The organism is Cytobacillus massiliigabonensis, assembly GCF_900199725.1.
Taxonomy (GTDB): Bacteria; Bacillota; Bacilli; order Bacillales; family Cytobacillaceae; genus Cytobacillus; species Cytobacillus massiliigabonensis.
In genome coordinates this window covers 188,343-200,264 of sequence record NZ_LT904902.1, presented here as the reverse complement: position 1 = coordinate 200,264, position 11,922 = coordinate 188,343, and the positions used below count along the sequence as shown (strand labels likewise).

12 protein-coding genes are annotated in these 11,922 nt (G+C 38.5%); 11 read left to right on the top strand and 1 reads right to left on the bottom strand.

What is annotated here, in order from left to right; genetic code table 11:
- Position 1 precedes the first annotated feature (1 nt).
- The 7 genes from rlmN to spoVM all read left to right on the top strand — a co-directional run bounded on the left by rlmN (position 2) and on the right by spoVM (position 6,279).
- Positions 2 to 1,087, top strand: a complete 1,086-nt coding sequence (gene rlmN, locus C1726_RS01335) for a 23S rRNA (adenine(2503)-C(2))-methyltransferase RlmN (protein WP_102271507.1) — start codon at positions 2 to 4, stop codon at positions 1,085 to 1,087.
- A gap of 4 nt (positions 1,088 to 1,091) precedes the next feature.
- Positions 1,092 to 1,850, top strand: a complete 759-nt coding sequence (locus C1726_RS01330) for a Stp1/IreP family PP2C-type Ser/Thr phosphatase (RefSeq protein ID WP_102271506.1) — start codon at positions 1,092 to 1,094, stop codon at positions 1,848 to 1,850.
- Positions 1,847 to 3,820 (top strand): Stk1 family PASTA domain-containing Ser/Thr kinase, encoded by a 1,974-nt coding sequence (gene pknB / locus C1726_RS01325; RefSeq protein WP_102271505.1) that lies wholly within the window; start codon positions 1,847 to 1,849, stop codon positions 3,818 to 3,820. Before C1726_RS01330 ends, pknB begins: the two co-directional genes overlap by 4 nt.
- 33 nt (positions 3,821 to 3,853) lie before the next feature.
- A complete protein-coding gene (rsgA, locus tag C1726_RS01320) occupies positions 3,854 to 4,735 on the top strand; it encodes a ribosome small subunit-dependent GTPase A (protein ID WP_102271504.1) in 882 nt (293 codons plus the stop codon).
- Between the two features lie 2 nt (positions 4,736 to 4,737).
- Complete coding sequence (gene rpe / locus C1726_RS01315) at positions 4,738 to 5,397, top strand: ribulose-phosphate 3-epimerase (protein WP_102271503.1); 660 nt, start codon at positions 4,738 to 4,740, stop codon at positions 5,395 to 5,397.
- A 64-nt stretch (positions 5,398 to 5,461) separates the two neighbouring features.
- The gene (locus C1726_RS01310) at positions 5,462 to 6,109 is read left to right on the top strand and encodes a thiamine diphosphokinase (protein WP_102271502.1); all 648 of its coding nucleotides are present in this window, start codon (positions 5,462 to 5,464) and stop codon (positions 6,107 to 6,109) included.
- An 89-nt stretch (positions 6,110 to 6,198) separates the two neighbouring features.
- Entirely contained in the window at positions 6,199 to 6,279 is an 81-nt protein-coding gene (gene spoVM / locus C1726_RS01305; RefSeq protein WP_053475624.1) for a stage V sporulation protein SpoVM, read from the top strand.
- A gap of 255 nt (positions 6,280 to 6,534) precedes the next feature.
- Here the strand turns inward: spoVM and rpmB are convergent, their stop codons facing one another.
- Positions 6,535 to 6,723 (bottom strand): 50S ribosomal protein L28, encoded by a 189-nt coding sequence (gene rpmB / locus C1726_RS01300; RefSeq protein WP_053475625.1) that lies wholly within the window; start codon positions 6,721 to 6,723, stop codon positions 6,535 to 6,537.
- A gap of 347 nt (positions 6,724 to 7,070) precedes the next feature.
- Between rpmB and C1726_RS01295 the strand changes: the two genes are divergently transcribed.
- From C1726_RS01295 to fapR, 4 genes are all read left to right on the top strand, one after another.
- Positions 7,071 to 7,433, top strand: coding sequence for an Asp23/Gls24 family envelope stress response protein (locus C1726_RS01295; RefSeq protein ID WP_102271501.1), 363 nt, complete (start codon positions 7,071 to 7,073; stop codon positions 7,431 to 7,433).
- Positions 7,434 to 7,449: 16 nt separating this feature from the next.
- Positions 7,450 to 9,129, top strand: coding sequence for a DAK2 domain-containing protein (locus C1726_RS01290; RefSeq protein WP_102271500.1), 1,680 nt, complete (start codon positions 7,450 to 7,452; stop codon positions 9,127 to 9,129).
- A gap of 93 nt (positions 9,130 to 9,222) precedes the next feature.
- On the top strand, positions 9,223 to 11,271 hold the full coding sequence (gene recG / locus C1726_RS01285; RefSeq protein WP_102271499.1) for an ATP-dependent DNA helicase RecG: 2,049 nt from the start codon (positions 9,223 to 9,225) through the stop codon (positions 11,269 to 11,271).
- 62 nt (positions 11,272 to 11,333) lie between these two features.
- On the top strand, positions 11,334 to 11,909 hold the full coding sequence (gene fapR, locus C1726_RS01280) for a transcription factor FapR (protein ID WP_102271498.1): 576 nt from the start codon (positions 11,334 to 11,336) through the stop codon (positions 11,907 to 11,909).
- Positions 11,910 to 11,922 lie beyond the last annotated feature (13 nt).

The window sequence follows — 11,922 nt, the reverse complement described above, 5'->3', positions numbered from 1 at the left end:
AATGGAACAAGTAACAGCTAAGAAACAATCAACGATAGATCAAAAACCCTCCATTTATTCTTTACAACTGCAGGAGCTAAAAGACTGGCTCAAAGAGAATAATGAAAAAGCATTTCGTGCAGAGCAAATATTTGATTGGCTTTATACAAAAAGAGTCGCTTCATTTGAAGAGATGACAAATTTATCAAAGCAGTTAAGAGATAGGCTCGAATCTGCGTTTACCTTAACAACATTAAAAACGATTATTCAGCAGCAATCATCGGATGGAACAATCAAATTTCTATTTGAGCTTCATGATGGCTATTCAATTGAAACGGTATTAATGAGGCATGATTATGGAAACTCCGTATGTGTGACAACACAAGTGGGCTGCAGAATTGGCTGTACGTTCTGTGCATCTACATTAGGTGGATTAAAACGTAATTTAGAAGCAGGAGAAATAGTTGCTCAGGTCGTAAAAGTACAGCAAGCGCTTGATGAGACGGATGAGCGGGTTAGTTCCGTAGTAATCATGGGAATTGGCGAGCCATTTGATAATTTTGACCATATGCTTTCGTTTTTGAAAATCATCAATCATGACAAGGGCTTAAATATTGGTGCACGTCATATTACTGTTTCTACAAGCGGTATTATCCCGAAAATCTATAAATTTGCAGATGAAAATATGCAGATTAATTTCGCCATATCGTTGCATGCACCAAATACAGAGCTTCGCAGTCGTCTAATGCCTATTAACCGAGCTTATAAATTGCCTGACTTAATGGAAGCTATTCGCTATTATATTAATAAGACAGGCAGACGCGTCAGCTTTGAATATGGGTTATTTGGCGGTGTAAATGATCAGGTTGAACATGCGGAAGAATTGGCAAGACTGATTAAAGGGTTAAAATGTCATGTGAATTTAATCCCTGTCAACTATGTTCCAGAAAGAGATTATGTAAGAACACCAAAAGAACAAATAATTAAGTTTGAAAAAACGTTAAAAAATCATGGCGTGAATGTAACTGTTCGTAGAGAACAGGGTCATGATATTGATGCAGCATGTGGACAACTTCGTGCAAAGGAGCGAAAAGAGGAGACGAGGTGACAAGATGAAAGCTGTTTATATGACCGACCGAGGCAGAATTCGCCAGCATAATGAAGATAACGGTGGAGTTTTTACTAATAAAAGCGGTCAGCGCCTTGCCATTGTTGCAGATGGCATGGGCGGTCATCGTGCTGGTGATGTAGCAAGTGAAATGGCACTGACAAATTTACAGAATGTATGGAGAGAAACAGAAGAAATCCAAACCGCTGATGAGGCGGAAACTTGGCTGAAATCGAATATTGAAAAAGGGAATACGCTTATATATGAGCATTCAAAAAAGGTTTCTGAATGTGAAGGCATGGGGACCACTATGGTAGCAGCCATTTGTACTGACCGTTTTACAAGTGTTGCAAATATAGGTGATAGCAGATGTTATATTTTAAATGAAACGGGTTTTCAGCAATTAACGGATGACCATTCGCTTGTGAATGAGTTGGTTCGAACAGGACAAATTTCCAAAGAGGATGCAGAACATCATCCGATGAAAAATGTCGTTTTAAGAGCATTGGGGACAGAGGAATCTGTAAGCATCGATATTAAAACAATCATTTTTGAAGAAGGGGATTTGCTCTTACTATGCTCTGATGGTCTATCAAATAAAGTGACTGAAGCTGAAATGGTCGACATTATTGAGAGTAAGACTGACTTGCATGAGATAGCTTCTACTCTTATCGAATTGGCGAATAATAATGGCGGTGAGGATAATATAACCTTAGTGATTGTTGAGTTTTTGGATAGTAGTGAACCTGGTGATGGCTTATGATGATTGGAAAAAGAATTAGCGGAAGATATAAAATTCTCGAAATCATTGGCGGAGGCGGCATGGCTAACGTTTATTTAGCCCATGACATGATTTTGGACCGCGATGTAGCGGTGAAGATGCTGCGTCTCGATTTTGCAAATGATGAGGAGTTTATTCGCCGTTTTCATCGTGAAGCACAATCAGCAACAAGTCTAGCACATCCGAATATTGTTAGTATTTACGATGTTGGGGAAGAAGATTCCATTTACTATATCGTAATGGAATATGTGGATGGACAAACCTTAAAACAATACATACAGCAGAACAGTCCGATTCAGGTAGAGAAAGTGCTTGATATTATGAAGCAATTAACATCAGCTATTTCTCATGCTCATCAAAATCATATTATCCATCGGGACATTAAGCCTCATAATATATTAATTGACCGGCTTGGAAACGTTAAAATTACAGATTTTGGAATAGCTATGGCTTTAAGTGCAACGAGCATTACGCAAACAAACTCTGTTTTGGGATCTGTTCATTATTTATCACCAGAACAAGCAAGAGGCGGCATGGCTAATCGAAAATCAGATATATATTCGCTAGGGATCGTGATGTTTGAATTACTTACAGGCAGATTGCCATTTTCCGGCGAATCCGCAGTATCTATTGCACTTAAACATTTGCAATCTGAAACACCATCCTTACGCAGATGGAATCCATCCATTCCGCAAAGTGTCGAAAATATCGTTTTTAAAGCAACTGCAAAGGACCCATTTCATCGGTATGATAGCGTAGAGGAGATGGAAGAAGATATAAGAACGGCGCTTGAGCCAGAACGAATGCATGAGGAAAAATTTATTGTTCCAATCGATAATGATGCGACAAAGGCTATTCCGATCATAACTGATAGCCAATCCTTTTCGAATATGGATGAAACGGTCATTCGAGATAAGGACATGAACGGGAATCATACAACACAGGATGCAACTCCCAAGAAAGTAAAGAAAGAAAAGAAAAAACGTAAAAAGTGGTCCACCATATTAGTTTCTACATTTTTTACTTTAATAATCCTTGGCATTTTTGTTGTATTTGTTCTTCCTGATTTATTGGCACCAGATGAAATATCTGTTCCTGAAATTTCTGGAGAAAAAGCAGAAGATGCCATAAAGAAGCTTGAAAAAGCTGGGTTTGTTGTAGGTGAGACAATTCCGATTAATGATAACGAAATAGAAGAAGGGTTAATCATTAAAACAGATCCGAAGGCTGGAACAGTTCTGAAAGAAGGAGCAATTGTTGATCTTTATGAAAGTCTTGGGAAGGAAAAATTTGAATTAGACGATTATAAGGGTCAATCGTATGATGATGTATATCGATTATTGAAAAAGAGTAATTTCAAAGATATCAGGAAAGAAGAAGTGAATGACGAAAGTGAAGCTGCTGGAACCATCTTAGAGCAAAACATGCCAGAAGGAGATTTTGTTGTTCCAGAGGAAACTGAATTGGTATTTACTGTTAGTAAAGGGCCACAGCCAATTACTTTAGAGGATTTAAGAGAGTATAATAAAAAAGGTCTTGAAGCATATGAAAAATCTTCAGGGTTAATCATTGAGATCTCAAAAGAAGACTACTCAGAAACAGTTCCAGAAGGACTTGTAATCGACCAAGTACCTAAAGCTGGTTCACAAGTTTCAAAGGGAAGCAAAGTAAAAGTAGTTATTTCTAAAGGAAAGAAAGAAATTCCTCCTAAAACCGTATTTATTGAAGTAACTGTTCCGTATGAGCCTGTATTAGAAGGCCAGCCACAAGAAGTACAAATATATATTAATGATATGAATCGAAGCATTTCAGATCCTTTTATTACAGAATACATTACGGAAACCAGAAAATTTAGATTAGAGCTTGAGATTCAACACGGGCAGAAAGCTTTATATCAAGTTAGAAGAGATAATTCGATTATTGATCAACAAGAAGTGCCATTTCCAGAATAAACAATGAAAAATGTCCAGCTAAGGAGTGTTGCTATGCCTGAGGGCAAAATCATAAAGGCATTAAGCGGTTTTTATTATGTATTAAATGGAAACGATACCGTACAATGCCGTGGTAGAGGGGTTTTTAGAAAGAATAAAATAACCCCGCTTGTCGGAGATGAAGTAGTTTTCCAAGCTGAAAATGATAAAGAGGGATATATTTTAGAAGTGAAAGAGAGAAAGAATGAACTGGTACGGCCGCCAATTGCCAATGTAGATCAGGCGATACTCGTTTTTTCTGCTGTTGAGCCTGACTTTAGCACAGCCCTGCTAGATCGTTTTCTTGTATTAGTTGAGTTTAATCGCATTAAGCCGATTATTTGTGTAACGAAAATGGATTTAACGAACGAGGTGCAAAACAAGGAAATCCATCAATATGCGGATGACTACCGAAAGGCTGGTTATGATGTCCTTCTAACTTCATCTGAAACGGATGAAGGGATTAAGGAATTATACCCGTATTTGGAGGGGGAAATTTCAGTTTTTGCTGGACAGTCAGGTGTTGGCAAATCATCTCTCCTTAATGCACTTAATCCAGATTTAGATTTAAGAACGGATGATATTTCTTCCCACCTTGGGAGAGGAAAGCATACGACAAGACATGTAGAATTAATTAAAGTTGGACAAGGCTTAGTTGCAGATACACCTGGGTTCAGCTCCCTCGAATTTATGGATATAGAGATCCCAGATCTTAACTTTTGTTTTCCTGATATTGAAAAGTTGAGTGAGGAATGTAAATATAGGGGATGTCATCACATGGCAGAACCAAAGTGTGCAGTTAAAGCAGCTATTGAAATTGGGGAACTCCCAGCCTATAGATATGAGCACTATACGACATTTTTGCAAGAAATTAAAGATAGAAAGCCGAGGTACTAACTATGGTTAAGATTGCCCCTTCTATTTTATCTGCTGATTTTTCAAAGCTGGGGGAGGAAATTAAAGACGTTGAAAGAGGAGGAGCGGATTACATTCATGTCGATGTAATGGACGGGCATTTTGTTCCGAATATAACGATTGGTCCTTTAATTGTTGAAGCGATTCGTCCCGTGACAAAGCTCCCTCTTGACGTGCATTTAATGATTGAGAATCCAGACCAATATATTGAGTCTTTCGCGAAAGCTGGAGCAGATTATATTACTGTTCATGTTGAAGCTTGTCGTCATTTGCATCGCACAATCCATTTCATCAAGTCTTTAGGTGTGAAAGCAGGTGTGGTCTTAAATCCTGCAACACCTGTTCAAATGATTGAAGATATTATTGAAGACGTTGATATGGTACTGTTAATGACAGTAAATCCGGGTTTTGGCGGTCAAAAGTTTATTCCATCTGTCCTTCAGAAAATTGCTGCTGTCAAGAAGATGGCAGATGATAGAGGTCTAAAAATAGAAATAGAAGTAGATGGCGGGGTAAATGAAGAGACGGCAAAGCTTTGTGTCGAAGCAGGTGCGAATGTACTTGTAGCTGGATCAGCTGTTTATAATCAAAAGGATCGTGCGAAGGCAATTGCAGCAATTAGAGGCAGTACAATACACAATTAATTCGAAGTCAGCTGTCACAAGCTGACTTCTTTTTAGCTTGTAAGAATAGAGGGAGTCGAAAGAAATGAACATCAATATTTTGGCTGGCGGACCAATTGAACTTCTGCCAAATTTAAAAAGGGATCAAACAGATGAAGATATTTGGGTAGGTGTCGATAGAGGGGTCTTTACACTCTTATCTAATGGAATAAAACCGGCAGTTGCCTTTGGCGATTTTGACTCAGTGACAATTGAGGAAATGACTTTGATCGAACAGAGTGTTAATGAATTAAACCGTTTCATGCCAGAAAAGGATGAAACAGATATGGAATTGGCGTTGGAGTGGGCGATTGAGCAAAAACCAGACTTAATTCGCGTTTTTGGGGCAACGGGAGGAAGGATAGACCATTTTATTGCAAACATTCAATTGCTAATGAAACCATTGCAGCTGGATCATAAAATGCAGGTGGAAATACATGATAAAAAAAATATTGTATATCTTCGTTTGCCTGGAGAGTATTCGATTAAGAAAATTCCAGGCTTTAAATATATTTCCTTCTTGCCAATTACAATGGAGGTTAGCGGCATTACGCTAGAAGGCTTTAAATATCCCCTAGTAGACAGGCGTCTCCCTTTAGGTTCTACATTATGTATAAGTAATGAACTTCTTTGCGATTGTGGTCATTTTTCATTTTCTAAAGGCATATTAATGGTTGTAAGAAGTAATGATTAGGTCTGAAATTGATTAGTACTTATCTATTTATTTTGAATATGATGAATGGTGAAGCTGGAAGTGTGAGATCGTGAGGAGGGACATGAGTAATGAGATTTTATACAATTAAATTGCCAAAGTTTTTAGGCGGTATTGTCCGCGCGATGTTAGGAACCTTCAAGAAAAATTGAACCAAATAAGAGGCAAAGAGCACCTGTAAAAGGGTGCTTTATTTTTTGTAAATGAAAATTGTCTAGCGCAAGCGTCCTAGCGCCTATCAAACTTCAGGTCCCCTCCCTACGATAAGTCAAGTACGAATACGCTATCGCTCTTCGTGTTTCCTATATCGAAAGAACCGGCCCTTCTGCGTTTGTACGGCGATGACCAAGGCGCTTTAAGCTTTTCTATAGAAAAAGGACATCCAACAAGGATGTCCCGGCACGTAATTAAACGCGTTCTACTTTACCAGATCTAAGCGCTCTTGCAGAAACCCAAACACGTTTCGGTTTTCCGTCTACAAGGATACGTACTTTTTGAAGGTTAGCACCCCATGTACGCTTGTTAGCATTCATAGCATGAGAACGTGCATTACCTGTAGTTGTTTTTCTACCAGTTACAACACATTTACGTGGCATATTCATTTCCCTCCTTAACACATAAGCTAAAAGCTTTTTTAAGAATCATTTGCCATGTTAGATGACCAAAGTGATTTAATGTTAAAAAAAGCAAAACTTATTTTTAGACATTAAAAGATACTTTAATAATTTATCATACAACCCCTATTATTGCAATAGTTGACTTTCAAGAAAAAAACCTTGACATACACTATGCTTGGATAAGCTATAATAAAAAGGTAGACTGCGGCTTTCAAAATAAATGTACTTATAGTAAAATATTTTAAGGTGTGTGGATAAGCTACTTCAAAAGCTATAGCTTTAGGAGCGAAAATAGGGGTAGAACAATATTAAAGGGGGAAAGAAACATGTCAATCGAACTTAAAACGAAATTCGGCCAAATTGATATCTCAAATGACGTAATTGCTACGCTTGCAGGTGGAGCGGCTGTTGACTGCTATGGTATAGTAGGTATGGCCTCTAAGCAACAAATAAGAGATGGCTTAACAGAAATTTTGCGTAAAGAGAATTTTACCCGCGGTGTAATTGTTCGCCAAGAAAACGATGAAGTACATATCGACATGTATATTATTGTTAGTTACGGAACAAAAATTTCCGAGATTGCTCATAATGTGCAATCGAAAGTAAAATACACGCTTAATCAAACAGTTGGCCTTGCCATAGAGTCGGTCAATATTTACGTACAGGGTGTTCGTGTAACGAACCTGTAGTGAGGAGGAAAGATTTGTGTCAATTAAAGTTTTAGACGGAAAACGATTTGCTGAAATGGTTATTCAAGGTGCGAACCATTTATCCACTCATGCAAAATTGGTAGATGCACTGAACGTTTTCCCGGTTCCTGATGGTGATACAGGGACAAATATGAATTTATCAATGACTTCAGGTGCTAAAGAAGTAAAAAATAATGTTCAGCCGCATATTGGAAAAGTAGGGTCGGCGCTTTCAAAAGGTCTGCTGATGGGAGCACGTGGGAATTCAGGTGTCATCTTGTCTCAGTTATTTCGCGGATTTTCAAAAGCAATTGAACAAAAAGCTGAAATAAATAGCAAGGAATTTGCTGATGCGCTCCAAAATGGGGTCGATACTGCCTATAAAGCAGTAATGAAGCCTGTTGAAGGGACTATTTTAACCGTTGCGAAGGATGCTGCCAAGAAGGCAGTCCAAGCAGCAAAAAATGAAGAAAATCTCATCGCTGTTATGGATGAGGTAGTGAAAGAGGCAAAGGCTTCATTAAACCGTACACCTGATTTACTGCCTGTTCTTAAGGAAGTAGGAGTGGTTGACAGTGGAGGTCAAGGACTCGTATTCGTATATGAAGGCTTCCTCGCTGAGTTAAAAGGAGAAGAATTGCCTGATGCACCTGCCTCTCTGCCAAAAATGGATGAGCTAGTAAATGCTGAACACCACAAAAATGTCCATAGCTTTATGAATACAGAGGATATTGAGTTTGGTTACTGTACGGAGTTTATGGTGAAATTTGAGAGTGAAAAGCTTAAAAAAAATCCATTCACCGAAGAAAAATTCCGTCAGGATTTAAGTAAATATGGTGATTCTTTATTAGTAATTGCGGATGAAGAACTTGTTAAAGTACATATTCACTCTGAACAGCCAGGAGACTGCTTAACTTACGGGCAGCGTTACGGCAGCCTGATTAATATGAAAATTGAAAACATGCGCCAGCAGCATTCCAATTTAGTTGAGGAAGTGAAGACCCCGCTCGTTTCTGGAAATGAATCGAAAAAGGCAAAACAAGAATATGGGATTGTAACGGTTTCAATGGGAAGCGGAATTGCAGATTTGTTCCGCAGTATTGGTGCACATGCTGTCATTGAGGGCGGTCAAACAATGAACCCTAGTACGGAGGACATTGTTAAAGCTATTAATGAAGTAAATGCTAAGAAAGTGATCATTCTTCCTAATAATAAAAATATTATTATGGCAGCCCAGCAGGCAGCTGAGGTTTCTGATCAAGAAGTGATTGTTATTCCTTCAAAAACAGTTCCGCAGGGCATGTCTGCATTGCTCGCATTTAATCCGGGTGCAAATTTATCACAAAATGAACAAGTGATGAAAGAGGCATTACAGCATGTGAAAACTGGACAAGTTACCTTTGCTGTTAGAGATACGAGCATTGATGGCCTTGAAATTGAAAAGAATGACTTCATGGGAATTAATGAAGGAAAAATTGTCGTAAAGAATAAAGACAAAGTTCAATTAGCAAAAGACTTATTAATGAATATGATTGATGACGATTCAGAAATCTTAACCATTTTAAAAGGGGAAGATGCGACTGATGAAGACATTCAAGCACTAGTTAGCTTCGTAGAAAATGAATATGAAGACGTAGAAATTGAAGTGCATGATGGTAAGCAGCCGCTATATGCATTCATTTTTGCGATCGAATAAGTGATGTGAAAAGAAGGGGAATCCCCTTCTTTTTTGTCATGAAAAAAATGAAAGGGAGGGTATGGCGGATATGGTCTTTTCCGCTAAAGTATCGTGAATGAAATCTTAAATCAGTCCATAACAGCCATTAAAGGAATCGGTGGAGAAACGGAAGAAATTCTAGGTGAACTGAAGATAAGAACCATTAATGATTTGCTTGAATATTTCCCATATCGGTATGAAGATTATCGCCTTCGTGATTTAGCTGATGTAAAGCATGATGAAAGAGTTACAATTGAAGGGAAAGTACATAGTGAGCCTTCTCTTGTCTACTATGGACGAAAGCGTTCAAGATTAACTGTAAGGGTACTTGTCGGAAGATACCTCGTGCAGGTCGTACTTTTTAACCAGCCCTATGTGAAAAATAAGATTGCGATTAATGCTATTGTATCGGTAACGGGAAAATGGGATCAGCATAGACAAACGATAACAGCAAGCGAGATACATATTGGTTCACAGTCGAAATCTAAGGATTTTGAACCGGTGTATACAGTAAAGGGAAAACTGACGGTTAAAGGAATAAGGCGATTTATTAATTTAGCCTTTAATCAATTTGGCGAGTATATTGAAGAAACATTGCCTGAGGAATATATACGAAACTACAAACTTTTAAATAGGAAAACTGCCATAAGGATCATGCATTTTCCGACTGACCAGCAAGAGCTAAAGCATGCAAGACGCCGGATCGTCTATGAAGAGTTTTTCTATTTTCAGCTAAAAATGCAGGCTTTAAGGAAATTTGAAAGAGACCAAACAAAAGGGATTGGACAAAACTATAATTTAGAATTGCTTCAATCATTCCTTAACTCTCTGCCTTTCTCGCTAACAGATGCACAGAAACGGGTAGTAAATGAAATCCTTACAGATATGAAATCTCCATTCAGGATGAATCGGCTTTTACAGGGGGATGTTGGTTCAGGGAAAACAGCTGTTGCAGCGATAGCTCTATATGCAAGTACAACGGCTGGGTTTCAAGGGGCATTGATGGTTCCAACGGAAATTTTAGCGGAACAGCATATGGAATCTCTGAGTGCGATGCTTGAACCTTTCCAGCTGCGATGTGAGTTATTAACCAGCTCTGTAAAAGGAAAACGCAGAAAAGAAATATTACAATTATTAAAGTCAGGAGAAATCGATATTTTAATCGGAACCCATGCGTTAATTCAGGATGAGGTCGAATTTCATAAACTTGGCCTTGTGATAACGGATGAGCAGCACCGATTTGGGGTGGAGCAGCGCAGAGTCCTAAGGGAAAAGGGCGAAAACCCTGATGTCCTATTTATGACTGCTACGCCTATTCCGCGAACACTTTCAATCACAGTTTTCGGTGAAATGGATGTGTCGATTATTGACGAGATGCCTGCAGGAAGAAAGACGATTGAAACGTACTGGGCAAAGCCCGATATGCTTGATCGTGTACTTGCCTTCGTGGAAAAGGAGCTTCGTGCCGGTCATCAAGCGTATGTCATTTGCCCTTTAATCGAGGAATCAGATAAATTAGATGTTCAGAATGCGATTGATGTCCACAGTAACTTAACACATTATTTTAATGGCCGGTATGCAATCGGACTCATGCATGGGAGATTAACTCCAGATGAAAAAGAAGGAGTTATGAAAGCGTTTAGTCAAAATGAAAAACAAGTGCTTGTATCTACAACAGTAGTTGAGGTAGGAGTGAACGTCCCTAATGCAACGATGATGGTCATTTATGATGCGGAAAGATTTGGACTTGCTCAGCTTCACCAGCTTAGGGGAAGAGTGGGACGCGGCAGTGAACAGTCCTACTGTATTTTACTTGCCGACCCTAAATCAGAAGTTGGTAAAGAACGGATGAAAATAATGACGGATACAAATGATGGATTTCTCCTTAGTGAAAAAGATCTTGAGCTAAGAGGCCCAGGAGATTTCTTTGGAAAAAAACAAAGTGGTCTTCCTGAATTTAAAGTAGCAGATATGGTCCACGATTATCGCGCTTTAGAGACTGCGAGAAATGATGCTGCTCTACTAGTACAGTCAGAAGAGTTTTGGCAGTCCTCTGAATATATGTATTTAAGAAATTATTTGAAGGAATCAGGAGTTTTAGAAGGAGAAAAGCTTGATTAAAGCAATTCATAATTATATACTACTATTAGTACCTAGTCTTAATATCGCGGACGGTGTGTTAAATGAAAAGAAATAAAAAGGAACGGCAAGCATTATTAAGTACAACAATAAAGGAAAATCCTTTTGTAACGGATGAAGAACTTGCGGAAAAGTTTACGGTTAGTGTTCAAACCATTCGTTTGGACCGTCTTGAGCTATCGATCCCTGAATTGCGCGAACGTATAAAAAATGTCGCTGAAAAAAGATTTGATGATGAAGTGCGGGCACTGCCGATAGAGGAAATTATCGGAGAAATTATTGACATAGAGCTGGATAAAACAGCGATATCCATATTGGATATTAAAGAAGAGCATGTTTTTAGAAGAAACCAGATTGCCAGAGGGCATCATTTATTTGCCCAGGCAAATTCGCTTGCAGTTGCGTTAATCAATGATGAACTAGCTTTAACTGCCAAAGCAAATATCCAATTTACCCGCTCAGTAAAACAAAATGAAAGGGTAATTGCGAAGGCAAGGGTAGTCAACATAGATACAGAAAAGGGCAGAACGATTGTAGAAGTGACTAGCTTTGTTAATAATGAACTTGTCTTTATGGGTGAATTTGAAATGTTTCGTTCAGAAACAGGACGAAGATCTTAGATTTCTCTTCAAA

Bases quoted from the DNA above. Each gene is read 5' to 3' on its own strand.
- rsgA (WP_102271504.1), top strand. From the start codon at position 3,854: ATGCCTGAGGGCAAAATCATAAAGGCATTAAGCGGTTTTTATTATGTA.
- spoVM (WP_053475624.1), top strand. From the start codon at position 6,199: ATGAGATTTTATACAATTAAATTGCCAAAGTTTTTAGGCGGTATTGTC.
- fapR (WP_102271498.1), top strand. From the start codon at position 11,334: ATGAAAAGAAATAAAAAGGAACGGCAAGCATTATTAAGTACAACAATA.
- rlmN (WP_102271507.1), top strand. From the start codon at position 2: ATGGAACAAGTAACAGCTAAGAAACAATCAACGATAGATCAAAAACCC.
- C1726_RS01295 (WP_102271501.1), top strand. From the start codon at position 7,071: ATGTCAATCGAACTTAAAACGAAATTCGGCCAAATTGATATCTCAAAT.
- C1726_RS01330 (WP_102271506.1), top strand. From the start codon at position 1,092: ATGAAAGCTGTTTATATGACCGACCGAGGCAGAATTCGCCAGCATAAT.
- pknB (WP_102271505.1), top strand. From the start codon at position 1,847: ATGATGATTGGAAAAAGAATTAGCGGAAGATATAAAATTCTCGAAATC.
- rpe (WP_102271503.1), top strand. From the start codon at position 4,738: ATGGTTAAGATTGCCCCTTCTATTTTATCTGCTGATTTTTCAAAGCTG.
- C1726_RS01310 (WP_102271502.1), top strand. From the start codon at position 5,462: ATGAACATCAATATTTTGGCTGGCGGACCAATTGAACTTCTGCCAAAT.
- rpmB (WP_053475625.1), bottom strand. From the start codon at position 6,723: ATGCCACGTAAATGTGTTGTAACTGGTAGAAAAACAACTACAGGTAAT.